This window comes from Rhizobium sp. 18065, from assembly GCF_902706095.1.
GTDB lineage: Bacteria > Pseudomonadota > Alphaproteobacteria > Rhizobiales > Rhizobiaceae > Allorhizobium.
This window is the reverse complement of sequence record NZ_CACSJP010000008.1, coordinates 65575-92527: the sequence shown is the minus strand read 5'-3', so window position 1 is coordinate 92527 and position 26953 is coordinate 65575. Positions and strand designations below refer to the sequence as shown.

26 protein-coding genes are annotated in these 26953 nt (G+C 61.4%); 13 read left to right on the top strand and 13 right to left on the bottom strand.

Translation table 11 applies throughout. From position 1 onward, the window contains the following. Positions 1 to 864: a 23S rRNA (adenine(2030)-N(6))-methyltransferase RlmJ gene (locus GVK95_RS18595; RefSeq protein ID WP_159952195.1), complete on the bottom strand. Its 864-nt coding sequence runs from the start codon at positions 862 to 864 to the stop codon at positions 1 to 3. A 75-nt stretch (positions 865 to 939) separates the two neighbouring features. On the opposite strand from GVK95_RS18595, the gene GVK95_RS18590 reads away from it, so the two are divergent. Both GVK95_RS18590 and GVK95_RS18585 read left to right on the top strand, forming a co-directional pair. Next, entirely contained in the window at positions 940 to 3054 is a 2115-nt protein-coding gene (locus GVK95_RS18590) for a molybdopterin oxidoreductase family protein (RefSeq protein WP_244618816.1), read from the top strand. Between the two features lie 46 nt (positions 3055 to 3100). Next, positions 3101 to 3700: an NUDIX domain-containing protein gene (locus GVK95_RS18585; protein ID WP_159952193.1), complete on the top strand. Its 600-nt coding sequence runs from the start codon at positions 3101 to 3103 to the stop codon at positions 3698 to 3700. A 16-nt stretch (positions 3701 to 3716) separates the two neighbouring features. On the opposite strand, the gene GVK95_RS18580 is transcribed toward GVK95_RS18585, so the two are convergent. Next, positions 3717 to 4679, bottom strand: a complete 963-nt coding sequence (locus tag GVK95_RS18580; RefSeq protein WP_159952192.1) for an omptin family outer membrane protease — start codon at positions 4677 to 4679, stop codon at positions 3717 to 3719. A gap of 161 nt (positions 4680 to 4840) precedes the next feature. Here GVK95_RS18580 and blh point away from each other — a divergent pair, with 161 nt between their 5' ends. The 5 genes from blh to GVK95_RS18555 are packed head-to-tail and all read left to right on the top strand — an operon-like array spanning position 4841 to position 8100. Further along, positions 4841 to 6136, top strand: coding sequence for a bifunctional sulfur transferase/dioxygenase Blh (blh, locus tag GVK95_RS18575; protein ID WP_159952191.1), 1296 nt, complete (start codon positions 4841 to 4843; stop codon positions 6134 to 6136). A 29-nt stretch (positions 6137 to 6165) separates the two neighbouring features. Next, complete coding sequence (gene bigR, locus GVK95_RS18570) at positions 6166 to 6474, top strand: sulfite-sensing transcriptional repressor BigR (protein ID WP_159952190.1); 309 nt, start codon at positions 6166 to 6168, stop codon at positions 6472 to 6474. 8 nt (positions 6475 to 6482) lie between these two features. After that, complete coding sequence (locus GVK95_RS18565; protein ID WP_159952290.1) at positions 6483 to 6890, top strand: YeeE/YedE family protein; 408 nt, start codon at positions 6483 to 6485, stop codon at positions 6888 to 6890. Then, positions 6887 to 7321, top strand: a complete 435-nt coding sequence (locus GVK95_RS18560) for a YeeE/YedE family protein (RefSeq protein WP_159952189.1) — start codon at positions 6887 to 6889, stop codon at positions 7319 to 7321. Before GVK95_RS18565 ends, GVK95_RS18560 begins: the two co-directional genes overlap by 4 nt. Next, positions 7318 to 8100 (top strand): sulfite exporter TauE/SafE family protein, encoded by a 783-nt coding sequence (locus GVK95_RS18555; RefSeq protein WP_159952188.1) that lies wholly within the window; start codon positions 7318 to 7320, stop codon positions 8098 to 8100. Before GVK95_RS18560 ends, GVK95_RS18555 begins: the two co-directional genes overlap by 4 nt. Before the next feature lie 3 nt (positions 8101 to 8103). Here the strand turns inward: GVK95_RS18555 and purN are convergent, their stop codons facing one another. Both purN and purM read right to left on the bottom strand, forming a co-directional pair. Continuing rightward, positions 8104 to 8760, bottom strand: a complete 657-nt coding sequence (gene purN / locus GVK95_RS18550; protein WP_159952187.1) for a phosphoribosylglycinamide formyltransferase — start codon at positions 8758 to 8760, stop codon at positions 8104 to 8106. Continuing rightward, complete coding sequence (purM, locus tag GVK95_RS18545; RefSeq protein WP_159952186.1) at positions 8757 to 9830, bottom strand: phosphoribosylformylglycinamidine cyclo-ligase; 1074 nt, start codon at positions 9828 to 9830, stop codon at positions 8757 to 8759. The genes purN and purM overlap by 4 nt, the downstream gene beginning before the upstream one ends. A gap of 235 nt (positions 9831 to 10065) precedes the next feature. Between purM and GVK95_RS18540 the strand changes: the two genes are divergently transcribed. The 5 genes from GVK95_RS18540 to GVK95_RS18520 all read left to right on the top strand — a co-directional run bounded on the left by GVK95_RS18540 (position 10066) and on the right by GVK95_RS18520 (position 16321). Further along, a complete protein-coding gene (locus GVK95_RS18540) occupies positions 10066 to 11211 on the top strand; it encodes an AI-2E family transporter (protein WP_159952185.1) in 1146 nt (381 codons plus the stop codon). Beyond that, positions 11212 to 11925 (top strand): DnaA regulatory inactivator HdaA, encoded by a 714-nt coding sequence (gene hdaA / locus GVK95_RS18535; protein ID WP_159952184.1) that lies wholly within the window; start codon positions 11212 to 11214, stop codon positions 11923 to 11925. A 64-nt stretch (positions 11926 to 11989) separates the two neighbouring features. After that, the gene (locus tag GVK95_RS18530) at positions 11990 to 14182 is read left to right on the top strand and encodes an RNA degradosome polyphosphate kinase (RefSeq protein ID WP_159952183.1); all 2193 of its coding nucleotides are present in this window, start codon (positions 11990 to 11992) and stop codon (positions 14180 to 14182) included. A gap of 12 nt (positions 14183 to 14194) precedes the next feature. Beyond that, positions 14195 to 15715 (top strand): exopolyphosphatase, encoded by a 1521-nt coding sequence (ppx, locus tag GVK95_RS18525; RefSeq protein ID WP_159952182.1) that lies wholly within the window; start codon positions 14195 to 14197, stop codon positions 15713 to 15715. A 132-nt stretch (positions 15716 to 15847) separates the two neighbouring features. Further along, positions 15848 to 16321, top strand: coding sequence for a VOC family protein (locus GVK95_RS18520; RefSeq protein ID WP_159952289.1), 474 nt, complete (start codon positions 15848 to 15850; stop codon positions 16319 to 16321). Positions 16322 to 16424: 103 nt separating this feature from the next. Here the strand turns inward: GVK95_RS18520 and GVK95_RS18515 are convergent, their stop codons facing one another. Together GVK95_RS18515 and GVK95_RS18510 are read right to left on the bottom strand one after the other, a co-directional pair. Further along, positions 16425 to 17783: an esterase-like activity of phytase family protein gene (locus tag GVK95_RS18515; RefSeq protein ID WP_159952181.1), complete on the bottom strand. Its 1359-nt coding sequence runs from the start codon at positions 17781 to 17783 to the stop codon at positions 16425 to 16427. An 81-nt stretch (positions 17784 to 17864) separates the two neighbouring features. After that, positions 17865 to 18767, bottom strand: coding sequence for an AraC family transcriptional regulator (locus tag GVK95_RS18510; protein ID WP_244618815.1), 903 nt, complete (start codon positions 18765 to 18767; stop codon positions 17865 to 17867). Between GVK95_RS18510 and GVK95_RS18505 the strand changes: the two genes are divergently transcribed. After that, positions 18766 to 19173: a DUF2000 family protein gene (locus GVK95_RS18505; protein ID WP_159952180.1), complete on the top strand. Its 408-nt coding sequence runs from the start codon at positions 18766 to 18768 to the stop codon at positions 19171 to 19173. The two genes, GVK95_RS18510 and GVK95_RS18505, sit on opposite strands and share 2 nt — an antisense overlap. A 4-nt stretch (positions 19174 to 19177) precedes the next feature. Here the strand turns inward: GVK95_RS18505 and GVK95_RS18500 are convergent, their stop codons facing one another. The 7 genes from GVK95_RS18500 to GVK95_RS18470 form a co-directional block, all read right to left on the bottom strand. Then, the gene (locus GVK95_RS18500; protein WP_159952179.1) at positions 19178 to 20866 is read right to left on the bottom strand and encodes an aconitase X; all 1689 of its coding nucleotides are present in this window, start codon (positions 20864 to 20866) and stop codon (positions 19178 to 19180) included. After that, positions 20863 to 21876: a DUF2891 domain-containing protein gene (locus tag GVK95_RS18495; protein ID WP_159952178.1), complete on the bottom strand. Its 1014-nt coding sequence runs from the start codon at positions 21874 to 21876 to the stop codon at positions 20863 to 20865. The genes GVK95_RS18500 and GVK95_RS18495 overlap by 4 nt, the downstream gene beginning before the upstream one ends. A gap of 3 nt (positions 21877 to 21879) precedes the next feature. Further along, the gene (locus GVK95_RS18490; RefSeq protein ID WP_159952177.1) at positions 21880 to 22851 is read right to left on the bottom strand and encodes a small ribosomal subunit Rsm22 family protein; all 972 of its coding nucleotides are present in this window, start codon (positions 22849 to 22851) and stop codon (positions 21880 to 21882) included. Between the two features lie 7 nt (positions 22852 to 22858). Next, positions 22859 to 23341: a GNAT family N-acetyltransferase gene (locus GVK95_RS18485; RefSeq protein WP_159952176.1), complete on the bottom strand. Its 483-nt coding sequence runs from the start codon at positions 23339 to 23341 to the stop codon at positions 22859 to 22861. A 3-nt stretch (positions 23342 to 23344) separates the two neighbouring features. Further along, positions 23345 to 24490 (bottom strand): ribonuclease D, encoded by a 1146-nt coding sequence (rnd, locus tag GVK95_RS18480; protein ID WP_159952175.1) that lies wholly within the window; start codon positions 24488 to 24490, stop codon positions 23345 to 23347. Positions 24491 to 24607: 117 nt separating this feature from the next. Then, positions 24608 to 25507, bottom strand: a complete 900-nt coding sequence (locus tag GVK95_RS18475; protein WP_159952174.1) for an MBL fold metallo-hydrolase — start codon at positions 25505 to 25507, stop codon at positions 24608 to 24610. A gap of 4 nt (positions 25508 to 25511) precedes the next feature. Next, the gene (locus tag GVK95_RS18470; protein ID WP_159952173.1) at positions 25512 to 26918 is read right to left on the bottom strand and encodes a multicopper oxidase family protein; all 1407 of its coding nucleotides are present in this window, start codon (positions 26916 to 26918) and stop codon (positions 25512 to 25514) included. Positions 26919 to 26953 lie beyond the last annotated feature (35 nt).

Genomic DNA, 26953 nt, shown 5'->3' with positions numbered 1-26953 from the left:
TCAGTCTTCGCCGCGCAGCCAGAAGCAGCGGTGCGAGGCGTAGCGATCCTGTGCCATCAGGCGCTTCAACTCCGGAAGGGCCGCATGCAACTCGTCCTTCAGCGTGAAGGGCGGGTTGACGATGATCAGCCCAGTGCCGGAAAGGCCGGTCTGGTCGCGGTCGCTCTTGATCGACAGTTCCGCGCAGAGCATTTTCGGGATCTCCAGCGCCTTCAAGGCGTCGTGGAAGGCGATGATCGGTGCGCCCTTCTTGATCGGATACCAGAGGCAATAGACGCCGCTGGCGAACCGGCGATGTGCCTTGGCCAGCCCCTCGACCAGTCGCTCGTATTCGCCTTCGATCTCAAACGGCGGGTCGATCAGCACGATGCCGCGCTTTTCCTTCGGCGGCAGATGCGCACCCAGCGTCAGCCAGCCGTCGAGTTCGGTCACGCGAACCTGAAAGTCACCCTCGAACAACCGTGAAAGCGCACGCGAATCGTCCGGATGCAGTTCCATCGCCGAAAGCCGGTCCTGTGGGCGGAAGAGATCGCGTGATAGCTTTGGTGAGCCGGGATAAAACGTCAGTGGTCCATTCGGCTCCCGGTCGGGATTGAGCGCTTTCACCACGTCGAGATAGGGTTGCATGATTTCGGCGACCTTGGCCGGCAGCTCTGCATCGATGACCTTGCCGATACCTTCCAGCCATTCGCCGGTCTTCTGCGCTTCTTCCGAGGAAAGGTCGTAGAGTCCGATCCCGGCATGGGTGTCCAGCACCCGGAAAGCCTTGTCCTTCTGTTGCAGATAGACGATCAGCCGCGATAGCACGAGATGCTTCAAGACATCGGCGAAATTGCCCGCGTGATAGATGTGGCGATAATTCATGAACGGTTCCGATGGCTTTGATGATTTGTTCGAATGGGGCTTTTGAGCTCTCACGCCATGCCCTATAAAAATGGCATGAATATCCAGAGCCCCATCCGCAATCGTTCCGTTGGTCATACGGCCTGTCCGCATGACTGTCCATCCACCTGTGCGCTCGATGTCGAACTGACACCGGAGGGCAGGATCGGCCGCGTTCGCGGCGCTTCGGACAACACCTATACCGCTGGCGTCATCTGCGCCAAGGTCGCGCGGTATGCCGAGCGTCTCTATCATCCCGACCGTTTGATGAAACCGGTTCGCCGCGCTGGCGCAAAAGGTGCGGGGCAGTGGCAGGATGTCAGCTGGGAGGCGGCCCTCGACGAGATTGCTGATGCCTTCGTCAAGGCCGAGCAGAAACACGGCAGCGAGGCCGTCTGGCCGTATTTTTACGCCGGCACGATGGGGCTGGTGCAGCGCGATTCGATCGAACGCCTGCGTCATGCAAAGCGTTACTCCGGCTTCTTCGGCAGCATCTGCACCAACCTGGCCTGGACCGGTTATGTGATGGGAACCGGAACGCTGCGCGGACCTGATCCCCGCGAGATGGCGGTGTCGGATTGCGTGGTGATCTGGGGCACCAATGCGGTCGCCACCCAGGTCAATGTGATGACCCATGCGATCAAGGCCCGCAAGGATCGCGGTGCGAAGATCGTCGTGATCGACGTCTATGACAACCCGACGATGAAGCAGGCCGACATGGCCCTGATCGTCAGGCCCGGTACCGACGCAGCACTTGCCTGCGCCGCCATGCACATCGCTTTCCGCGATGGTTATGCCGACCGCGCCTATATGGCAAAATTTGCCGACGATCCGGCCGGCCTCGAGGCGCACCTGAAGGACAAGACGCCGGAATGGGCGTCAAACATTACCGGCCTTTCCGTTGAGGAGATCGAGGCCTTCGCCCGCCATGTCGGAGAGACCCGCAAGACCTTCTTCCGCCTCGGCTACGGCTTCACCCGCAGCCGCAACGGTGCTGTCTCGATGCATGCCGCACTGTCGCTGGCAACAGTTCTGGGCTCGTGGCAGCATGAAGGCGGCGGCGCCTTCCATTCCAACAGCGATATCTTCAAGCTGAACAAGGCGGATCTGATGGGCACGGCCATGGTCGACCCCGATATCCGCATGCTCGACCAGTCCCAGATCGGCCGGGTGCTGACCGGCGACGCCGAGGCTCTGCGCCATCGCGGGCCGGTTACCGCCATGATCATCCAGAACACCAACCCGATCAATGTCGCGCCCGAACAGCGGCTTGTGAAAGAGGGCTTCCTGCGCAACGACCTCTTCGTCGCCGTGCACGAGCAGTTCATGACGGAGACGGCGGAGCTTGCCGACATCGTGCTGCCCGCCACCATGTTCGTCGAGCATGACGACATCTATCGCGGCGGCGGCCAGAGCCATATCCTGCTCGGGCCGAAGCTCGTCGATGCACCGGACACCGTGCGCACCAATCTTTTCGTCATAGAAGAACTGGCGAAGCGGCTCGGGGTGGCTGATCGTCCAGGCTTCGGCCTGACCGAGCGCGAGCATATCGAGCATATGCTGAAAGTCAGCGGCAAGCCGGACTTTGATACGCTGGCCGAGGAAAAATGGCTCGATTGCCAGCCGGCCTTCGAGGATGCGCATTACCTTAAGGGTTTTGCCCACCCGGATGGCAAGTTCCGCTTCAGGCCCGACTGGGAAGGCACGCCGGCGCCCAACAAGCCGCCGGCCGTTCTCGGTTCGTTTGGACCGGTCAAGGCGCTGCCGGTTTTCCCTGACCAGGTCGATCTGATCGAGCTTGCCGATGCAGAGCATCCCTTCCGGCTGGCGACATCACCGGCGCGCAACTTCCTCAACTCCACCTTTGCCGAAACCAAGACCTCGCGCGACAAGGAAGGGCGCCCGGAAGTCATGGTCAACCCTGCCGATGCCACGAGCCTTCGCATCACCGATGGCGACGTCGTTCGGATCGGCAATGGTCGCGGCGAACTGCGCATCCATGCCAAGGTCACCGATGCCGTGAAGCCCGGCGTTCTGGTGGCTGAAGGCCTGTGGCCGAACAAGTCCCATCTCGACGGCGAGGGAATCAACGTCCTGACCGGTGCCGACGCCGCCGCTCCGCATGGCGGTGCGGCCTTCCACGACAACAAGGTCTGGCTCCGAGCCGTTTAGGCATCCGGGCGACAGCGCCGCGAATTGACAGGCAAGACATTTCATCATGAGCATTTTTGACAAGAGCAGTATTTCCATCGTCGAGGACAAGACGCTGTGGAAGGGCTGGAGCCACCTGCGCCGCGTCACGTTCGATTTCTTTCGCGAAGGCCGCAAGCCGCATCGTCTGGAATGGGAAGTCTTCGATCGCAGCGAAGCCGCAGGCATCCTGTTGCACAATGTCGAAGCCGACACCGTGACGCTGGTGCGGCAGTTGCGGATTCCAGCCCATCTGATGGGCGATCATCCTTTTCTGCTTGAGGTACCCGCCGGTTTCATCGACGAGGGCGAGACGGCGGAAGAAGCGGCTATTCGCGAGGCCTATGAGGAGACCGGCTACAAGGTAGCGTCGGTCCGAAAGGCATTTGCGCCCTACATGTCGCCGGGATCGGTGACAGAGAAGCTGCACAGCTTCTATGCCACGGTCGTCGATACGGATCGCGTCGCAGACGGTGGTGGCCTTGTCGAGGAGAAGGAAGACCTCGAAGTGGTCGAATTGCCTTTCGACGAGGCGCTGGCGATGATCGCCCGCGGCGAGATTGTCGATGCAAAAACCATCATGCTGCTGCAATGGGTGGCCCTGCAATCAGCGACGGGCTACAGCTGAGGCAATGCGTCCGTTTTCAGAACTTGCCCTTGAGGCCCATCGATACCGATAGGATCTGATAGTCGGCGCCAGCGGTGTCGGCATAGATTGCCTGCAGGCTGGTCGGCGTGTGGACCACGCGCGTGTCGCCTTTTCCTTCGAACATCTTGTCGAAGCTGCCAGACAGATAGATCGACGTCATCGGCAGGAAACGATAGTCGAGCGAGGCGGTTGCCCCGACCATCGGCGCTATTTTGACTTCGTCAAAGAAGCGCAGATCGCGCATCCAGTGGTCATCGACGCCATCAAAGCCAAAGGCGACGCCGCCGCGCATGCTGCCGGAGACGCTGAACGCACCAACCGTCTGCTCGGCGCTCGCACTCAGATAGGCAACCGGTATCTTCTGGCGATAGCTGATGCCTTTTTCATCGGGGTCGAACGTGCCGACCGTATCGTAGAGCGAGCTGGCGCTGGAACTGTAGATATAGCTGCCGCCATAGGATTTCCATTTGACGTCGGTATAGCCGGCGCCACCGCCAAGGGCGATGCGGGTTGAGCCGTTGTCTACCAGCGCGTGATCCGCCTCGATCGTTACATTGACATAGTGGCCGAGCTTTGTGTCCGGATGCAGCGACTGATGGGTCCAGTCGTCGTTCGAATAGTCCAGCCAGTCGCGGTCTTCCATCTCGCCATTGCCGCTGAAGCCGACATCAATGCGCCCCTTCATGCGCCAATTGTAGCCAAGCTCGATCTCCGTACCGAGCGTGCCGACCTTGACGCCCTTGCTTTCCCAGTCAAGTTGGCTGAGCTTGTGGTCGCCATCATAGACGTATTCGCCGGCTTTGATGTTGGCGATACCAAGACCGGCCTGAAACGATACCGCGCCGTCAGACGACGTATAGAGCCGGTCCTGCGCAACGGCGGCCACCGGCATTGCCAGCAGCAGCACCGGCAAAAGCGTGGTCGTCAAAGTTGGCCGGAAGCGGGTCGCATACATCATCACGTAGTCCTGAACGAAGAAGACAGTTTCAGGTTGTACGATCTTGGTTAATCTTTGCTTTATGCGTGCCTGGTGTTGAGAAAAATCAAAAGCCGATGGACTTGAAGGCGTAGTCGATAAACAATATGCCGTTTCATATATTGATCATTGAGGATATTGTCATGTTCGCCACCCGTATCAATGACCGACTTTCCATTGCCGCCCAGCCTTCGGTTGCAGACATCGAGCGCTTGGGGGAGGCGGGTTTTTCAGCGCTCGTCAATTTGCGCCCTGAAGGCGAGGAAGGTGCCATCGGCACGCGCGCCGAAAAGGACGCAGCCGCAGAAGCCGGACTGTCCTACATGTTCCTGCCGCTGACTTTGGCCGGGCTGACCGATGCCGATGTTGATGCGTTTCGCGCGGCGGTAACGGCGCCGGGCAAAGGACCGGTTCTGGCGCATTGCCGTACCGGCCATCGTGCGCTGGCGCTTTATGCGATCATCGAAGTCTTGGACGGTCGCATGACGCATGACCAGGTGCTTGCACTCGGCGACCGCCATGGCATGGACCTGACCGCCGTCATCGCCTTTCTCGATCGCCGTGCCGCCCGCCGCCCTCAGGTCAAGGGTTTCTTTGATCCGCGCACCTGGAGCGTTCAGTATGTCGTCTCCGATCCCGAGACCGGCAAATGCGCTATCATCGACCCCGTGCTCGACTATGACGAGAAGTCGGGACAGACCTCGACCGATAATGCCGACCGAATTCTGGCCTATGTCGAAAGCCAGGGGCTGGCGGTCGAGTGGATCCTTGATACCCATCCGCATGCCGACCATCTATCCGCCGCGCACTACCTGAAATCGAAGACCGGTGCGCAGACTGCGATCGGCGACCATGTCGTGGAGGTGCAGGCGCTGTGGAAGGACATCTACAACTGGCCGGAATTGCGCACCGATGGTTCCTATTGGGATCGCCTGTTCAAGCCGGGTGACAGTTTCAAGCTCGGCTCGATCGACGCGAAGGTGATGTTTTCGCCGGGGCATACACTTGCGTCCATCACCTATGTCATCGGCGATGCAGCCTTCGTGCACGACACGATCTTCATGCCCGACAGCGGCACGGCCCGCACCGATTTCCCCGGCGGCAGCGCCCATGCGCTCTGGAATTCGATCCAGGCGATCCTTGCGCTGCCGGACGAGACCCGTGTGTTTACCGGCCATGATTACCAGCCGGGCGGCCGTCATCCGCGCTGGGAAAGCACGGTTGGCGAGCAGAAGCTCACCAATATGCACCTCGCCAGGATCAGCGAGCAGGCATTCATCGATCTTAGGCAGGCGCGCGACCGGACCCTGACCATGCCGAAACTGATCCTGCATGCACTGCAGGTCAATGTGCGCGGTGGTCGCCTGCCGGAGCCGGAGAGCAATGGCCGGCGTTATCTGAAGATCCCGATCGATGCATTGGCGGGTGCCAAGTGGTGAACGTGCTGGAGTTCAGGAACCGCACGGCGATGAGCCCCGACCTCATGGAGATGCGAGCAACGGAAGTGGCCGGCCACCTGAAGACGCTTGCGCATCCCGTCCGCCTGATGCTGGTCTGCACGCTGGTGCAGGGCGAATATTCGGTCGGAGAGCTGGAGGAGAGGCTTGATGTCCATCAGCCGACGCTGTCCCAGCAGCTAACAGTTCTGCGCGATGCGGGAATTGTCGAGACCCGCCGGGAGGGCAAGCAGATCTTCTACCGTCTGGTGGAGGCAAAGACTGCCAAGCTCATAATGGCCCTTTTCACCATCTTCTGCGCCGAGGATATGCCGACATGACGCCGCAAGTGACGCAATATCTGCAATCCTTGATCGGCGGCGCGCTGATTGGGCTTTCCGCTATCCTGTTGCTCGCCCTGAATGGCCGCATTGCCGGTATCAGTGGCATTGTCGGACGGCTGGCGCAGGGATACAGCCGCCTGATCAACGCGGCCTTCGTCGTCGGCCTGATGGCGGGCCTTCTTGTTTATGTTGCTCTTTTCAAGGCGTGGCCGACGGTGACCATCACCGCGTCCCTGCCACTGATCGGCGTGGCCGGCCTTCTGGTCGGCTTCGGCTCGCGCATGGGGTCGGGCTGCACCAGTGGCCATGGGGTCATTGGCCTTGCCAGGCTTTCGCTCCGTTCCCTGGCAGCCGTCATGACCTTCCTGGCCACGGGCATCATTACGGTCACCCTGATGCGAGGCAGCCTATGAAACCGGCCTATGCCCAAGCTCTGGCCTCCCTCGTCAGCGGTACGCTGTTCGGCTTCGGCCTGTCGCTGTCGGGCATGCTGGATCCCTCCCGCGTTCAGGGCTTCCTCGATGTCTTCGGCGCCTGGGACCCCAGTCTGATGTTTGTCCTTGGCGGCGCCGTGGTCGTCGCCATGACGGGCATGCTGCTGGTCAAGACGATGGCGCGTCCACTTCTGGCGGGATGCTTTCATATCCCGGGGAAAACGAAAGTGGATCTGCCGCTGCTCCTCGGCTCGGCGATCTTCGGCGTCGGCTGGGGGCTTGGCGGTCTGTGCCCGGGGCCGGCAATTGCCGCCCTGCCGATGGGCTATGGCGCGATCGTCCTGTTTGTCGCCGCCATGCTGGCCGGCATGGTCATTCATGATCGCTTTGTTGCCGGCAAAATCTCATGACCGGGACACTTCTGCCAGCGATCGGCTCCGGTAGTCTCGTCGGTTTCTCGCTTGGGCTTCTGGGCGGCGGCGGTTCGATCCTGGCCACGCCGCTGCTGCTCTATGTGGTCGGTGTTTCCCAGCCACATATCGCAATCGGAACCGGAGCGCTGGCGGTCTCCGTCAACGCCTTGCTCAATTTTGCCAGTCATGCTGCGAAGGGCCATGTTCGCTGGCGTTGCGGTCTGGTCTTTGCCGTTCTGGGCGTGATCGGTGCGCTGGGCGGGTCTTCGCTCGGCAAGGCGATGGACGGGACAAAACTGCTGCTTCTCTTCGGCCTGGTCATGCTGGTCGTGGCGGCATTGATGGCCCGGCCAAAACCTGTGGTACCCGCTACGCCACGCCCGATGGACCTCAAAATGTGTCTGGCAACGGCGGCGATCGCGCTCACTACCGGGGCCGCATCCGGCTTTTTCGGCATCGGCGGCGGCTTCCTCATCGTGCCCGGCCTGATGCTGGCAACCGGCATGCCGATGATCAATGCTGTCGGCACGTCGCTTCTTGCGGTCAGCGCCTTCGGATTGGCGACTGCCGTCAACTACGCGCTGTCGGGACTGGTGGACTGGACGCTTGCGGCCGAGTTCATTTTCGGCGGTCTTCTGGGTGGCCTGCTCGGCACATTCGTCTCAGGCAGGCTTGCCGCCCACAAGAACACGCTCAATCGCATCTTCGCAGCGGTGGTGTTCGTCGTGGGCGCCTATATGATCTACCGCAGTCTCGGAACGTTATGGACTGACTGAACGTCAGGCACTGATCAGTTTTGCAGCCGGATCGCCGAGATAGGTCTGCCGTTCGACTTTTCCATCTGCCAGCATGCGGATCTTGCCCTCGGCAACCAGTCGAAGGGCCAGGGGATAGCTCGTATGTTCGATGGTGAGAACGCGCGCGGCAAGATCATCGGCCGTATCGCCGGGCAGGATCGGCACGACGGACTGGGCGATGACCGGACCTTCATCCATGCCTTCGGTGACGAAATGCACGGTGCATCCTGCGACCATCACGCCGGCGTCCAGTGCACGCTGATGCGTGTGAAGGCCGGGAAACAGCGGCAGGAGGGAAGGGTGGATGTTGAGGATCCGACCCTCGTAACGCTGGATGAATTCACCAGACAGCAGGCGCATATAGCCGGCCAGGCAGACGAAATCCGGCAAGGCTGCGTCGAGGGCCGCCAGAATGGCTGCCTCATGCTCGGCCTTGCTCGCATAGTCCTTGCGCTCGAATACATGCGTGGCGATGCCAAGGGCCTGCGCTTTGGCGATGCCCCCCGCTGCCGGCTTGTCCGAGAACACCGCAACGATCTCGGCCGGAAATTCGGCCGCCTCGCAGGCCTTTGCCAGCGCCAGCATGTTCGATCCGCTGCCGGAGATGAAGACAGCGATGCGCTTGCGGGCTGCGCTCATAGGGCGAGCGTGCCCTTGTAGATCGTGCCATGCGCGCCGTCTTCGCGTGCGACCATGCGGCCGAGACGGGCAACGGTTTCGCCTTCTGCCTGAAGCGCAGACGTCACGGTGTCGGCGTTCTCAGCCGAAACGACGACGATCATGCCGATGCCGCAGTTGAATGTGCGCAGCATTTCGTTCTGCGCAACGCCGCCGGTCTTGGCGAGCCAGGAGAACACGGCCGGCACCTGGATCGACGAGAGGTCGATCTCGGCAGCCAGATGCTTCGGCAGAACCCGCGGAATGTTTTCTGGGAAGCCCCCGCCGGTGATATGAGCCAGTGCCTTCAGCGCCTTGGTTTCCTTGATCGCCTTCAGGAGCGGCTTCACATAGATGCGGGTCGGCGCAAGCAGGGCAGCGCCCAGTGTCTTTTCGGCCGCAAACGGGGCAGGGGCATCCCAGCCAAGCCCGGACAACTCGACGATCTTGCGCACCAGCGAAAAGCCGTTCGAATGCACACCGGATGAGGACAGGCCGAGGATCACGTCACCTTCGGCGATATCGCCCGCCGGCAGAAGTTCACCGCGTTCGGCAGCGCCGACGGCAAAGCCTGCAAGGTCGTAGTCGCCATGCGAATACATGCCCGGCATTTCAGCGGTCTCGCCACCGATCAGCGCACAGCCTGCCTCGCGGCAGCCGGCCGCGATACCCATAACGATCGCAGCGCCCTGATCCGGGTCGAGCTTGCCGGTGGCATAGTAGTCGAGGAACAGCAGCGGTTCGGCGCCCTGCACGACGAGGTCGTTGACGCACATGGCAACCAGGTCGATGCCGACCGTGTCATGGATATTGGCGTCGATGGCGATCTTCAGCTTGGTGCCGACGCCGTCATTGGCGGCCACCAGGATCGGATCGGTGAAGCCGGCGGCCTTCAGGTCGAACAGGCCGCCGAAGCCGCCGATCTCGCCGTCAGCGCCCGGACGGCGCGTCGAGCGCACGGCCGGCTTGATCTTCTCGACCATCAGATTTCCGGCGTCGATATCCACGCCTGCATCGCTGTAGGTCAAACCGTTCTTTCCAGCCTGGCTCATCCGTGCCTCCGATCCTGAGAGAATTTGGCTGGGCCATTGCATGAAGAGGCCGGATATGCAAGTCGCGACGAGAGTTAGGCCCCGATTTCCTGCCAATTCTGGTGCAAGCGGGCAAGATCTGCCCCTCGGGAGGTCACATTCGTGACCGAGGGTTTCGGCCCGATCTATCTGCTGCTAGAGAAAGAACGGTTGCGTCGCACAAATGGCGCTCGACGGATGAAAATGGGAACCAGACATGCCGAAGTATATTAGCGGGATTGGCCTGAGGCGTCAGGTGATGTTCTGGCTCGTCGCTCTTGCCGTCTTCGTTCTGTTCCTCATGATGTTCAGCTCGATCCTGCTGCCCTTCATCGCCGGCATGGCGCTTGCCTATTTCCTTGATCCGGTGGCCGACCGGCTCGAGCGTCTGGGGCTGAGCCGCCTGATGGCGACGGTGGTCATCCTCGTCACCTTCGTCATCGTCTTTGCCCTGTCGCTGATGATCATCATCCCGATCCTGGCCAGCCAGCTGAATGACTTCATCGAGCGCGTGCCTGCCTACATGACCCAGTTGCAAACCTTCATCGCCACGTCGAATGCCTCCTGGCTGCCGGAATGGCTGAATGGCCAGATGGACACGATCAAGAGCAATTTCTCTCGCTATATCAGCGAGGGCGTCGGCTTTCTTGGTACATTGGTCGAGCAGATCTGGAATTCCGGCAAGGCACTGCTCGACATTGTTTCGCTTCTGGTCGTCACGCCCGTTGTCGCCTTCTATCTTTTGCTAGACTGGGATCGCATGATCGCCAAGGTCGACGGCTGGGTACCGCGCGGCCAACTCGCGACAGTGCGTAAACTGGCGACCGAACTCGACAACACCATTGCCGGCTTTGTCCGTGGTCAGGGTTCGCTCTGCCTGATCCTTGGTCTCTTCTATGCCGTTGCGCTGTCCTTGGCGGGGCTGAATTTCGGCCTGTTGATCGGCTTCTTCACCGGCCTGATCAGCTTCATTCCCTATGTCGGTTCAACGGTCGGCCTGCTGCTGGCGATCGGCGTGGCACTTGTCCAGTTCTGGCCCGATTACCTCTGGATCGGCTTCATTGCCGGCATCTTCTTCTTCGGCCAGTTTCTCGAGGGCAATATCCTGCAGCCGAAACTGGTTGGCAAAAGTGTCGGTCTACATCCCGTCTGGTTGATGTTTGCCCTGTTTGCCTTCGGCTCCCTGTTCGGCTTTGTCGGTGTGCTCGTCGCGGTTCCGGCAGCGGCGGCCGTCGGCGTGCTTGTCCGGTTCGCGTTGTCGCGGTATCTTGAGAGTGATCTCTACTACGGCGCGGTGATTGAAATCGCCGGAGAGCCGAAGCCTCCGGTGATCGAGATTCCGGCGCAGACGACTGAGACGTAAATGGCTGACGTCAGGAAGCCCCCCGAGCGGCGTGGTATCGCGGAACAATTGCCGCTTGTCTTCGACCATGGATCGGCGACCGGTCGCGACGACCTGCTTGTGTCCGAGCGCCTGGCTGCCGCCGTCGCCTTGATCGACAGCTGGCCCGCATGGCCGGCACCCGTCGTGGTGCTCACCGGTCCGGCCGGCTCGGGCAAGTCGCACCTCGCCGAGATTTTTCGTCAGCAGAGCGGAGCCGTCGATATCGATCCGCAGCCTGGGCGCGATGCGCCCGCTTTGGCCGCACGCGGCCCGGTGGTTCTCGAGGATGCCGACCGCCAGGGTTTCGACGAGGTCGAGCTTTTCCATGTCATCAACAGCGTCAAGCAGCATGGCACCACGCTGCTGATCACCTCGCGCAGCTTTCCGCCTTCGTGGAATGTCTCGCTCGCCGACCTGCGATCGCGCCTCAAGGCGGCAACCGTGGTCGAGATCGGGACGCCGGACGAGGATCTGCTGGGACAGGTCATCATGAAGCTGTTTGCCGACCGGCAGCTTTACATCGATGACAAGATCGTCGGCTATATCGTTCAGCGGATGGAGCGGTCTTTTTCGGCGGCACAGGAGATTGTCGATCGACTGGACAAGCTGGCGCTTGCCCGCCGTGTGCGCATCACGCGCAGCCTGGCAGCCGAGGTGCTGGAAGCGATCGATACCACGACCGACGAAGGGTAGATGTCACAGATCTGTCGTTAAACTGTTATATTCGGCTGGGAAAGAATAACGAAGGGACGGGACTATGGACTCTGCGGTGAATGAGGTGGACGGCCGTATCGAAGCGGAGGCGCTCGCGCCGGACGACTTGATGACCAGCCCGCTGCGTTTCATCAACCGTGAATTCTCCTGGCTGCAGTTCAATCGTCGCGTTCTCGAAGAGACCCTCAATACCGCGCATCCGCTGCTGGAACGCGTCCGTTTCCTGTCGATCTCCGCCGCCAATCTCGACGAGTTCTTCATGGTGCGTGTCGCCGGCCTCGAAGGCCAGGTGCGACAGAACATCACCATCAGGAGTCCGGACGGCAAGACGCCGGCCGAACAGCTGAATGACATCCTGAAGGAAATCGACAACCTGCAGATGGAGCAGCAGGCATCGCTTGCCGTGCTTCAGCAGTATCTGGCGCAGGAAGAAATTCTGGTGGTTCGCCCGGCGGCCCTGTCGGACGAAGACCGCAACTGGCTGGCCAACACGTTTGAGGATTCGATCTTCCCGGTCCTGACGCCGCTGTCGATCGATCCGGCCCATCCGTTCCCCTTCATCCCCAATCTCGGCTTCTCCATGGGGCTTCAACTGACCAGCAGCCGTACCGGCGAGCCGATGACGGCTCTGCTGCGCCTGCCGCCCACGCTCGATCGCTTCATCCGCCTGCAGGATCAGGGCCAGACGATCCGCTACATCACGCTGGAGGACGTCGTTGGCCTGTTCATCAACCGGCTCTATCCCGGCTACGAGGTCAAGGGTTTCGGCACATTTCGCATCATCCGTGACAGCGACATCGAAATCGAGGAAGAGGCAGAAGATCTGGTCCGTTTTTTCGAGACCGCCCTGAAGCGTCGCCGGCGCGGTTCGGTCATTCGAATTGAGGTCGACAGCGAGATGCCTGTCGCGCTGCGCCAGTTCGTCGTCCATGAACTGAACGTGCCGGACAATCGCGTCGCCGTTCTGCCCGGTCTCCTGGCCCTCAACACCATTACCGAAATCTGCAAGGCGCCGCGCGAGGATCTGCGTTTCGAACCCTACAATGCCCGTTTCCCGGAGCGCGTGCGCGAGCATGCCGGCGATTGCCTGGCAGCAATCCGTGAAAAGGACATGATTGTTCATCACCCTTATGAGAGCTTCGACGTCGTCGTGCAGTTCCTGCTGCAGGCGGCCCGTGATCCGGACGTGCTGGCGATCAAGCAGACACTCTACCGCACATCCAATGACAGCCCGATCGTCCGTGCCCTGATCGATGCGGCCGATGCCGGAAAGTCGGTCACCGCCCTGGTCGAGCTCAAGGCCCGTTTCGACGAAGAGGCCAATATCCGCTGGGCCCGCGACCTGGAGCGCGCCGGCGTGCAGGTCGTCTTCGGTTTCATCGAGCTGAAGACCCATGCCAAGATGTCGATGGTCGTGCGCCGCGAGGACGGCAAGCTGCGCACCTATTGCCATCTCGGCACCGGCAACTACCACCCGGTCACGGCGAAGATCTATACCGACCTGTCCTTCTTCACCTGCAATCCGAAGATCGCCCATGACATGGCGAACATCTTCAATTTCATCACCGGTTACGGCGAGCCGGAAGAAAGCATGAAGCTGGCGGTCTCGCCCTACACGCTTCGTCCGCGCATCCTCCGCCATATCGAGGAAGAGACGCAGAATGCCCGCAACGGCCTGCCGGCCGGCATCTGGATGAAGATGAATTCGCTCGTCGATCCCGAAATCATCGATGCGCTCTATCGGGCAAGCAGAGCGGGCGTCGAGGTCGACCTGGTCATTCGCGGCATATGCTGCCTGCGGCCACAGGTTCAGGGCCTTTCGGAAAATATCCGGGTGAAATCCATCGTCGGCCGCTTCCTCGAACACAGCCGCATCTTCTGCTTTGGCCATGGCCATCGCCTGCCGTCGGAAAAGGCGCTTGTCTATATCGGCTCGGCCGACATGATGCCGCGCAATCTCGACCGCCGTGTTGAAACGCTTGTGCCGCTGATCAACCCGACCGTGCATGAGCAGGTCTTGTCCCAGATCATGCTGGGCAATCTGATTGACAATCAGCAGAGCTACGAGATATTGGCCGATGGCACGTCTCGTCGCATTGAGGTGCGGCAAGGTGAGGAACCTTTCAACGCGCAACAGTATTTCATGACCAACCCAAGCCTGTCGGGTCGGGGTGAAGCGTTGAAATCGAGTGCACCGAAACTGATCGCCGGTCTGATTTCCGGCAGGAAACGATAAAACTGGAACTTCATGACAAGATCTGAAGCACGGGGGCGTCTACCCGGTATCGCCCCTGTTTCCGTTGTCGACATCGGATCCAACTCGATCCGTCTCGTGGTCTACGAGGGACTGGCGCGCGCGCCCACGGTTCTTTTCAATGAGAAGGTCCTGTGCGGGCTGGGCAAAGGTCTGGCCACTACCGGTCGCATGGATCAGGAAGGTGTCGAGCGCGCCCTGTTGGCGCTGCGGCGCTTCAATGCACTGTCCAAGCAGGCGCAGGCGAGCCGGATGTATGTCCTGGCAACGGCCGCCGCCCGCGATGCGTCCAACGGCGCTGATTTCATTGCGCGCGCCGAAGCCATCCTCGGCCATGAGATCCAGGTTCTGAGCGGCGAGGAAGAGGCGCTCTATTCGGCGCTCGGCATCATCAGCGGCTTTCACTACGCCGACGGCATTGCCGGCGATCTGGGCGGCGGCTCGCTCGAATTGATCGATATCCGTGGCCGCGAATTCGGCAAGGGTATTACGCTTCCGCTCGGCGGCCTGCGCCTTTCCGAGACGGTGGGCGGATCGCTGCCGAAGGCAAGGGTTCATGCCAAGAAACTGGTGGCAGGCGCTGATCTCCTGCAAAATGGCGAGGGGCGCACCTTTTACGCCGTCGGCGGCACATGGCGCAACATTGCCAAGCTGCATATGGAAATCCGCAAATATCCGCTGCACATGATGCAGGGTTACGAACTGCCCTATGACGAGATTGCCTTCTTCCTCGACGAAATCATCAGCGGTGCCAATAGCCGTGATCCGGCCTGGACGACGATTTCGAAGAACCGCCGCACGCTTATCCCTTTCGGCGCGGTCGCCTTGCGCGAGGTGATCGAGGTGATGAAGCCGAAAAGCGTCTGCTTCTCGGCGCAGGGCGTGCGCGAGGGATATCTCTATTCGCTCTTGCCGGACGACGAAAAGGCGCTCGACCCTCTGGTCGAAGCAGCCGACGAACTGGCGATCCTGCGTGCCCGTTCCCCGGAGCATGCACGGGAACTGGCCGACTGGACCGGGCAGATGATGCCGCATTTCGACGTCAACGAGACGGAAGAGGATGCGCGTTATCGTCAGGCCGCCTGCCTGCTCGCCGATATCAGCTGGCGTGCCCATCCGGACTATCGCGGTCTGCAGGCGCTCAACGTCATCGCGCATTCGTCCTTCGTCGGCATCACCCATCCGGGCCGTGCCTTCATCGCCTTGACCAACTACTACCGTTTCGAAGGTCTGTATGACGACGGCCGCACTGGTCCGTTGGCGGCAATCGCCACCGAACGCCTGCTGGAACGCGCCAAGCTGCTCGGCGGCATGCTGCGCGTCGTCTATCTCTTCTCGGCTTCCATGCCGGGCGTCGTGCACGATCTGCGCTTCCAGCGGTCTACGCGGCCGGATGTCGATCTCGAATTCGTCGTTCCGCACGCCTATTTCGACTTTGCCGGCGAGCGTCTCGATGGCCGTCTGCAGCAGCTTGCCAAGCTGACCGGCAAGCGACTGAGCTTCAGGTTCGAATAGCGGGTCTGCGCCAGAAGCCGAAGGTTGCAGGCTCACTCCGGCACATCGGACGCCGGTGTCCCGGTTGCGCCTGCCGGTATTCGTGCCATGATCATCTCCGTGCATTCACTGGGGAGGTAGATGATGGCACGGATTGCAAAGAACAAGATTTGCCTTTGGTACGAGACGGATGCCGAGGCCGCAGCCCATTTCTACGCCAGCATTTTTCCAGACAGCGCCGTCAATGCTGTCTTTCTCGCACCCGGCGATTACCCGTCCGGAAAGGCCGGCGACGTGCTGACCGTCGAGTTTACCGTTTTCGATATCCCTTGCATGGGCCTGAACGGCGGTCCGGCTTTTCCCCAAAGCGAGGCGTTTTCGTTCCAGATCGCGACGGACGATCAGGAAGAGACCGACCGTTACTGGAACGCCATTATCGGCAATGGCGGCCAGGAAAGCGCCTGTGGCTGGTGCAAGGACAAATGGGGCATTTCCTGGCAGATCACGCCAAAGGTATTGCTTGAGGCCCTTGCAATCGGTGGCTCCGAGGCCAAACGGGCGTTTGACGCCATGATGGAGATGACAAAGATCGACGTCGCTGTGATCGAGGCAGCACGGCGCGGCTAAGAGGGCCGGGCGGTTGACCATGGGATCGCGGTAGCATCAGTCGATGGATCGAGGAACCGGACATCGGCCGGTCCCTCGGCTTCGGGTAGCCCCTTGTCAGGGTCTATTTGGCGGAGAGGAACTCACCGACTTCGAGCAGCACGAACTCGTTGTCGTCTGCCTTGTCCAGCGCACGACCGGCCGAAAACGGCAGGTTGTTGTCGTTGCCGACGATGATATGGGTCGGATCGACGACATCGACGTCTTCAATGGTCACGAACGGCATGTCGTAGAAGCCGTCGCCACCGCCCTGCAGTTTCTTGTTGTCCGGATCCTCGATCTTCATCAGGTCGATATAGCCGATCTTGCGGGCAGCCTTGCCGACGTTCTCGTCCGACATCTCGATCTTGTAGATGCGCTTGTGCTTGGCAGGCACGGCGAAGCAATCGGCGACAGGTGCCTTCGGGTCGGCGCAGGCCTTGTCGGCTGTGCCGGCGCCATTGTCGCGCTCGATCACGAGGGCCATTGTATCGTCGATCATGTTGAAGTCGCCGATCGCCTCGCCACCGTCCGACAGCGGATAGAGCCAGCTACGGCCGGTCCAGGACTTGGAGGCAACATCGAGTTCGATGATGCGCAGCGCCGTCAGTCCGTCGACCTTTTCGACCGAGCCGTCTTCGAGATAGAGCGGACCTTCGAGCAGGCCGTAAAGCTTCGATCCGTCCTTCGACATGGCAAGGCCTTCATAGCCGCCCGAGCGCTTCAAATTGAAGGCCGGCATCTTCGCGGTAGGATTGGCCGGAACGACCAGCGTTACGTTGTCCGGCGACTTTACGTCGATTTCGCCGGCCTTGGTGGCGATGACATCGGTCAGTTTGCCATCCTTGGTGAACTTCAGGATATAGGGGCCGAATTCCTCCCCCACCCAGAAGCCGTCAGCGACCGGCTGAATCGACTCGACATCGAAATCGGCGCCGGTCAGGTATCGGGTGTCGGAACCTTCCATGACGATCGGGAAGGGCGCCTTCTTGTCCGGATCCGACAGGAACACGGTCTCGATCGGTTCGACCTTGCCGGCGTCCCAGGCAAACTTGATATGATGCAGCATCAGCATGGAATCGCTGGAATTGATCTTTGATCCGAAACCGTTGTCGGACAGGCTCCAGAACGTGCCGTCCTCCATTGTCTTGATGCCGGAAAAGCCCTGCATGGCCTGGCCGTCGAACGGCATCTTCAGGCCGGTTTCGCGAACGCCGTCCTTGCCCGGAATAGTGCCGAGCCCATCTGCGCGCTTGCGGTCGGCGGTGGTGAACTTGGCCGAGGTCTTCAGGTGCGCCGGCGCATCCGCCGGTGCCGCGATGATTGTATTGGCCGGCAGGATGGCATGCGAAACGAGCTTGGCGGAATAAGCTTTTTCCTCGGCCAGGGCCGGGGCGGAAAACAGAAGGCAAAGGGATACGGAAGTCAGAAGTGCCTTTTTCATGGCGTCACCTTTTTTGGGAAGGATGGAACGCCGCATGCTTAGGCAGGCTTGATGTCGCACGGATTGCCGTTCGATGAAGTTTCAGTGACTGAGGACAAGTCCGCCATGACTGGCCAGCGTCAGCCATCGGCCGGGCGGCATGCCGTAGGATGACTTGAAATGCCGGGTGAGATGGCTCTGGTCGGCAAAGCCGACCTCGATGGCCGCCTCGGCAATGGAGACATCCTCCAGCATCAGGCGCTTTGCCTGCTCCAGCCGGCGCATGACCTGGTAGCGGTGCGGGCTAGTGCCGGTGACCAGACGGAACTGGCGGGCGAGGGAATAGCGGTTGAGGTCGGTGATCGCTTCAAGGTCTTCCGAACGCACGGTCGCCGCGGCGTTTTCCCGAAGATAGAGGCAAGCCTGCTGCACCGCCCGTTCCGCCCTGGGCGACAGCCTGATTGTCTCCTGCGCATGGCGGTCGAGGCCATCGGCAATCCGCGACAGCAGGTCGGCATAGGCAAGATCGCCGATCGGGTTTTCAAGATCTGCGAGCGCTTCTGTCAATGCCTGAGCGAGCCTCGAATCGGAAAGCACCGGATTGGCGACGAAGGGCAGCGCCGTCGGCCCGCTCTCGCGTGCCTCGCGCAGATATTCCGGCGGGATGTACATCATCCGGTAGCGCAGCCCTGCCTCGGTGCCGGCCCCACCGTCATGCAACTCGTCGGGATGGAGCACGATGACATTACCCGGCATGCTGAAGCGGGATGCGCCGCGATAGGCAAATGTCTGGACGCCGCTGAGCGTCAGCCCGAGTGCGTAGGTATCGTGCCGATGCGGCGAAAACCGGTTGCCGTGGAACATCGCCTCGATGCGCTCGATCCCGCGGGTCTCGGCACCGGTCCGGATGAGGTCAACCGAACTGCACGAACGTTCAAGACCATCGGGGGCGGGGCTTGCTAGCTGCGCCTCATTATCCAACCAGCCCGCTTCGGAGTGCTTCATGTTCGACACCAAAATCGTCATTGTCCTCAGAGAGGATTTGCTCACCTGGCAGAAACTCAATGTTACCGCCTTTCTGGTCAGCGGCATAGTTGGCGCCAACAGCAACCTGCTCGGCGAGCCCTATCGCGATGCCGCAGGCCATGTCTACAACCCGCTCTGCATCCAGCCCATGGTCGTCCTGTCGGGCGATCAGGAGACCGTGCGAGTTATTCATCGCCGCGCGCTGGAGCGCGATGTGTCGTGTTCGCTCTATGTCGAGGAGATGTTCTCGACCGGTCATGACGCCGACAACCGTAGGGTCTTTGCCGAATATACCCCGCAGGATGCCAAAGTGGTCGGCATCGCGCTTCGCACCGACAAGAAACTGGCCGACAAAATCACCAAGGGCGCAAAAATGCACAGCTGATCATTCAATGCGCAGCGATCCATTCCGGCGTCAGCCCGACATCCAGACCCGAAACGGCGGCCTCGACACAGTCTGCCAGACTGCCGAAACGCATGGCCCGGCCGGTGAGCCCGGGTCCGTAGTGGGCATATTTGCCCGAATTGGTCATGATCGTCTTCGCGTGTTGCGGGATCAGCGGTTCGATGATCATGCACCAGCAGGTGTCGGTGACGAATTGCACGCCGAAGCGCTCAAGGTCGGCTACATGGCCGGCCTTTCGCGCTTGCTCCAGTGTCCAGCGGCCGCAGGTGACGATGGTCGCGACATCCGGATGGCAGGTTTTTCCGGCGCAGAGTTTCGCCAGCCGGGCGATTTCCGTTACCGAAAAGTGCGGGTTGCCAAGCGAGATCAGTTCCACTGGCCCGGCAGCGGTGGCATTCAATTCGCCCCAGGCCTGCAGGAGGTCGGCCTGACTGACGACAACGTGACGAAGGGAGAGGCCCATGAAGTCATCGGCATCACGCGCTTCCGGCGTCACGCCGGCGATATGAAACATCGGTGCGCCGGACGTCGTCGCAAAGGCGGCGCCGAAGGCTTTCAGGTGATCACTGTCCGGTGCGGGATCTGCGATGCCATCGATGATGGGAATGTCATCGGCGGCCAGCATACCGGTCAGGTAACCGACCAGCGGATAGAAGCTGTCGTCCACCTCACTGAGCGATGGAAGAACGATGCGAAGTGTCGGCTGTCGTTGGGAATCGATGTGGCAACCGGCTTTTGGTGCCCGCCCGGTCAGCGCGATGCAGATATCCAGATAGTCCGGATATTTCATCGTGCGCGCGCCAAGCACGCTGTTGGCATAGACAACGGCATTGGATTCGGCCCAGACGATCTGTTCATCGCGCTTCGGCGCGGTATCGAGCAGATAGGGTGCACAGGTGAAGCTCGGCTGAGCCCCCATATCGACATAGGCATCCGCCAGTCGGCTGGCGGCGTCTGCGAACGCGGGATCTACCCCCTGGCTGCGCCAGCGTCGTTGATCGACGGAGATGGCGTTCAGCGTGGTTGGAACGACCACCTTGCCGCCGAGATCGCGCAGGCGTTCGGCGAAGGCAAGGCCGCCCGGGCCGGTATAGATACAGCCGTCGATATGGGCCTGGGTGATGTCGAGAAGTTCGGCCGCACCCTCGATCGCCGCCATGCGCAACACGATGCGCATCGCCACCTGTGCGGCTGCGCCGAAGCGACCGTCAAGCAGCGCCTGGTCTTTCTCCGACAGTGTGATGGCCGGAACTGTTTCCGGGGATGCGGGCAGCGTGCCACCGACGCGAACTGGACCCGTTTTCGGCAGTTTCTGAAAGCCGTCCGGCCCGAGACAATGAACCGGGATCGAGACCCCGAAGACCTCCTGCGCAACAATCACCCCAAGCGTTATGATCGCTTCGGGTCGTTCCAGCAGGATCGCCGCCGGACCTTGGCCATTGAGGATCAGTTCAAGAACGACACCGCTGCCGGAGCAGGAGCCACGGCTTCCCGGAATGGCGAGCACGCGTCCGGCCAGCCTCTCGCCGCTGAGTGGATGATGCCGGTCGATCACTTCGCCTGTGTCGGATGAGACGCCGCCCCAGAAGCTCAGCGGCACGTCGCTGAAGAGAATCTCGCCTTCGGCCTGACCCGCAACAATGACCTGTCCTGCAATCAAGGGAAGGTTCATGCTGGTGTCTCCGTCAATGCCAGCATGACGTAGCTCGCCAGCCAGTGTTCGCCCATGTAGTCGCCCGCGACATGGCCAAGACCGGCGTCAAGATGTGCTTCGGCGGCGCGCATCAGAATGTCACGCCGCCGATCGTCTGCCGGCAGGGCGGCGCTGAGCGAGCGCCAGCACCAGGCACGGCTGATATTCAGCCCGTCGAGATGGGCGATTTTACCGTCCGAGCGATCGGAAATCCTTGCCGGTGAGAACAACACTGCCGGTTCGCTCTCGCAAAGATCAGGCAGGAAGCCGTCGAACCAGCCGGCAAAATCCCCGGCGGGCATCAGCCGGCGCATGCATTCCGCCTCAATCAGTGTCGAAGACAGGAAGTCGTCGCCGGAGGGTTCGCCCCAGGCGGTGCATTGCCGGTCCGTGCCGTACCAGCGCAGCGCAGTGTTCTGCAGCAGGTCTAACAGACGCGTATCGCCAACTGTCTCGGCATAGTCTGCCGCCAGCCGTAGCGCAAAAGCCGTGTTGAAATGTGTGCCCACGCGCACGGGATAAGTCGCGATCGGCAGGAAGTCGTTGAAACGCTGGACGATACGCTTGGTCAGCGGGGACAGCGCGGCACTCCACCGGGCATTCTCATGCCCATGCAATTCGGTGGCCAGCTTCAACAGCCAGCCCCAGCCATAGGGGCGCTGGTAACCACGCGCAGACGGCCGGTCGAAATAGGCGCATTCACCGGCGACCTTGTCATCGGTGAGCATCGTGTCGAACAGCCGACGGATCGCCTCGGCATGCACCATGCCGGGACAGAGCCGCAACAGCCGCGCCAGCGTCCAGTAGCCGTGCACGCAGGAATGCCAGTCATAGCTGCCGTAGAAGATCGGATGCAGTTGCGATGGCACCTGCGCGTCCTGAGGCCCATCCAGCCCGTGCGAGATCTGGTTCGGATATTCGCGGCCGACATGGCCAAGCGCGATTTCGGCAAGACGTTCGGCAAACGTGATATCCAGAGTGATCGGCACGGTTCAACTCTCCAGGTCGATGCGGTCACCCCAATCGGCGCGGCGGACTTGCTTGAACGCGTCTCCATCGCGCTTGCTGAGTGTGACCTCGCCCGCCGACCCGTCGGTACGACAGAGTTTCACACGGCCAACGCCGCCGGAGACACGCGGCGGTGACAGCACGCGCGCGCCGGCCAGTGTGACGGGCGAGCGTGAGGCGGCGATGAAGATGAACTTCTCGTCCTCCCACGGCACTTCCGCCCCCTTGGCCAGCCGGTGCACCCGCGACCGGGCAACGCGCCGCGAGAAATGACACCAGTCCGGCACCGCGATCGGACAGTCTTGTTCATGCGAGCACGGCGCGACCAGATGGGCGCCCGCAGCCTTCAACGTTTCGCGCACAGCAAGAATGCGCTGCCAACCGGCCGTCGTGCCGGGCTCGATGATGACAAGTATGCCGGTGGTCAGCGCCCAGAGCTTTGTCGTGACGGCAGAGATGGTTGCGGGTGGCAGTTCGTCCAGAACATAGGCAAGTGTCACCAGATCGGCTGGCGCCAGTGTCGGTATCTTTCCCGTGACGTCGCCGGCATGCCAGCGGGCTGCGACGGTGCCGTGCCTGGCCAGCGCATCGCCGACGTTGCGGATCGCCGCACTGGCCTCGACCATGTCTGCAGACTGCATCTGCGGCCACGCATCTTGCGCCGCCCAGTAGGCGGTTCCAGGACCGGAACCGAGATCGATCTGGGTCCTCGGCTCGAAGTCAGGCACCACCTCCTCTACCATCGACAGGGCAGCGCGCACGGCGGCATAGGTCGCCGGCATGCGGGTCGCCAGATAGGCTTTGGCGGCAAGCGCGTCATCGATGTGAAAACGGCCGTCGCGCACTTCGCGGCGATAACGATCCGACAGCAGCGCGCTGGCCTTGGCCAGCCGCTCAAGCGGCTCCCCGGCCAGCATCTGGTCGACGGCGGCGCGAAGCGGGGAGGGAAGTTCCATCGGGAAATCAGCCTTGTGTAACCGCCCATTCCGGGCGCAGAAGCGATGCGTTGATCAAGTCGAAACGCGTGCCATCGGGACGTAGTCCCGCTTCGCGCTCAATGCCCTCGATCTGGAAGCCATGTCGAGCATAGAGACGCGCCGCAGGTTCGTTGCCAGGCACATAATGCAGCCACAGCCTGTGGGTTCGAGTCTGCTCGAAAATTGCATTGATCACCGAAGGTAGCAACCGGGATCCGATGCCCCGAAACTGCTCGGCCACGATGAAGCGTCGCATGCACAGATTGCCGTCCCGATTGCCCAGTCCCTGCAGGATGGCAAAGCCTTTGTCCTCAGCAACCAGATAGAGCCAGTTGGGATCGCCGATTTGCGCGCGATGCTCCTGCTCCTCGAAGCGACCTACCGTGCGTTCATAGCCCGGCAGGCGCTCGGTCGCCATGATGAAGGCGATGTCTTCGACCGTCGCGCGGCGCACCGTGAGCGCCGGCACCGCTCAGAATTCCACGGCTTCGACGCGCTTGTCGACGAAGCGGAGGCCGACGCCACCGGAAATCAGCTTCAATGCCAGGTCGCCGAACAGTTCGCGGCGCCAGCCCTGAAGCGCTGCCACCGGCGCATTTTCGCCTTCGGCTGCGATCCGTTCCAGGTCTTCGCTATTGGCAATCACCTTGGACGCAACGCCGTGTTTCTCCGACGTCAGGCGCAGCAGCACCTTCAGCAGTTCGACGGCGGACTGTGCACCTTCCGGCGCGTGGGTATGGCGCTGGACGTGTGGCATTTCGGACTTCGGCAGTGCGAGGGCAGCATTGACCTGTTCGACGATGACGGCACCAGCGGTCGAGCGCTCCCAGCCCTTCGGGATCGTCCGCAAGCGGCCGAGCGCTTCCGTATCCTTCGGCTGCTGCTGGGCGATTTCGTAGATCGCATCGTCCTTCAGCACGCGCGACCGCGGCACGTTGCGCGCCCGTGCCTCGCGTTCGCGCCAGGCGGTGACGTATTGCATCACGGCCAGTTCCTGCGGCTTGCGCAGGCGCATCTTCAGGCGCAGCCACGCCTGGTCGGGATGCAGGTCATAGGTGTCGCGGGATTCGAGGATGGCCATTTCCTCGGTCAGCCATTCTGCCCGGCCCTCGCGCTCCAGATCGGCCTTCAGCTTGATATAGCAGTCGCGCAGATGCGTGACGTCGGCCAGCGCATAGTCGAGCTGCTTTTCCGACAGCGGCCTGCGGCTCCAGTCGGTGAAGCGCGAGCTCTTGTCGATATGGACGTTCTTTACCTTCTGCACGAGCTGGTCATAGGAGACCGAATCGCCGAAGCCGCAGACCATCGCCGCGACCTGCGTGTCGAAGATCGGGTGCGGGATGAGATTGCCGAGGTGGAAGATGATTTCGATGTCCTGCCGGGCGGCATGGAACACCTTGACGACGGCGGGATTGGCCATCAGCTCGAAGAACGGCGCCAGATCGAGGCCCTTGGCCATCGGATCGACAATGGCTTCGAAATCCGGGCTCGCCATCTGGATCAGGCAGAGCTCAGGCCAGAAGGTCGTTTCGCGGAGGAATTCCGTGTCGATCGTGATGAAATCGGATTTGGCGAGTTGGCGGCAAGCCTCCTCAAGCGCGGCAGTGGTATCGATCATTTCGTCTCGGTCATGGAAAAATGCGGATCAACCTTAGTTTCCCTTCTGGCCGGCGATGTCAATATGAACGGGCGTCAAACGCGCACGCCACCCTGCTTTGCAGCCACTAATTCGCCACTATCCGTCCGTGGGCGCACAGTGCAGCACGGCGATGTTCTGCCGGTGGACCTCCTCATAGGGGGCGAAATAGGAGATGGCGCCGGTTGAAATCTCCGGCTCCGCAAAGACTGCAAGGCTTTCGTCGCCAAGGTGCGGATCGTCGCGGCGGGCCAGCAGCCGCTCGAGATAGGCTCTGTTGGCCGCGATCAGCGTGGGCGGATAGCCGCCGGCTGCAATGATCTCTTCGGCGCCGTGATTGGGCAGGATGCGCCGGATCGGCAATTCGGCCATTCGCTTCAGGTCGAGGATGTGCCGGTCGAGGTGCTCCGGCTCGGAAATGTAGGTGACCGTGTCTTCCAGCGTGTCGCCGGCAATCAGCACGCCGAGCGACGGAATGAACAGAGCGGTGCCGTCGGCACTGTGGATGTCGAATTGCAGCAGTTCAACGGTCCAGCTTCCGATGGTCAGCGTCAGTTCCCCGTCGAAGCTTTCTGTTGGCATGACGACCGGCTTGATCGGCGGGTTCTTGTTTTCCAGCACTTCGCGCTTGGCCTTCAGCGTCTCGACCGTCAGGCTGTTGGCCAGGATCGGACAGTCGGCAAAACCTCCGTTGCCGGCGACATGGTCGGTGTGCCAGTGGCTCATCACCACCCGGATCGACGTGACGCCCAGGCCTTCGAGATGGCGGCGAATGGCGCGCGCATGATCGAGCGAGATATGGGTGTCGTAGACCAGGGCCTCATGGCCCGAGACCAGCGCGAAGCTGGCGACGCCAAGACTGTAGGCGCCGTCATCGAGCCAGTTAGGCTCCGGAGAATGCAGCCGCTTTCCGGCGATGCGCCCGTCGTAATAGGCAAACAGCCCCGGATAGGGCTGGTGGATGCGCATCGTCGCCGACATGTCAGCCGTAATGTCCATGACCTTAAACCACCCTGATATAGCCGGTCATCCCGGTCTTTTGATGTTCGATGATATGGCAATGGAAGACCCAGTCGCCAAGATTGTCGGCGACCAAAGCCAGTTGCGCCTTCTCGTCCGGCAACATCAGATTAGTGTCGGAGACCAGCGGTTGCTGAATGATACGCTTGTTGGAGGCGATGACCTTGAAATTCATCCCGTGCAGATGGATCGGATGGGCATGCGGCGTGACGTTCTCGACATTGAAGATATAGCTCTTGCCGAGCTTCAGCTCCGCGATCGGGTCCATCGGATCAGCGCTGTCGCCGGGCCATGGCTTCTTGTTGATCGCCCAGAAGGAATAGCCCAGTGTTCCGCAGATGCTGTCCTTGGCGGCATTCTCGGCCGTGGCGCTGAGTAGAAGCGGGATTTCGGTGGCGCTGGCCATGTCGATCTCGACACCGGCATTGGCCGAAAGCGGGCCAAGGTCGCCCAGGTTGCGTTTCAGCGACGTGCCGACCGACCGCAGGCTTGCCACCACCTTTGGCGAGGACGGCCGGATATCCGTCAATGTGGCAACGCCACCTTCACTGTCGGGCATGCAAACCGCCAGATCGAGCCGCTGTCCGGGTGAAATCACCACCATGTCGAGCGACATGCGTTCCGGTACCGGATGGCCGTCGATGGCGATGATTTGCGCCTCGGCGCCGTCAAGCTTGAGATTGAAGATGCGCGTCACGTCCGAGGCGACAATGCGCAGGCGCACCAGCCCGCCGGATGGCGCGTCATACGTGGGTGCAAGCTGCCAATTGGCAGTGCGCACCGTGCCGAATGTGCCGGTCTTGGCCGCATCGCGCGGCTTGAACTGGTCGATGAACTGGCTGTCGCCGCCGAGCCGCCAGTCACGCAGGTTAAGCGCCACTTCGCCGTCGAACACCGGATCGTTCCGGTCCTCGACGATCAGCATGCCGGCCAGCCCACGGCCCATCTGCGTCAGCGTGTTGCAATGCGGATGGTACCAGAACGTGCCGGCATCCGGCGGGGTGAAGGCATAGTCGAACCGGTCGCCCGGATAGACATAAGGCTGGCTGAGGAAGGGAACGCCGTCCTGGTCGTTCGGCAGGCGGATGCCATGCCAATGTACAGTGGATGGCTCGTCGAGCGTGTTGATCAGGGTGGCTGCGAATTTTTCGCCGCGCTGGACGCGCAGGACCGGGGGCACGGCATCAGCGGTCTTGCCGTCGCTGTAGCTCATCACCTTGCGGGTCAATGCCTTGCCATCCAGCATGGCATCGATGCCGCGGGCTTCGAGCAGGATCGGATCCGGGGCTGCAAGTGCATCGTGGACGCGTGGCAGGAACGCCATGCCGGCACCATAGGCGCCGGCAACGGCCGCGGATTTCAGCAGGGTGCGGCGCGAGAGACGAAACACGATGGCCTCCGAGTGGTTTCCGCTGTTCTAAAGTT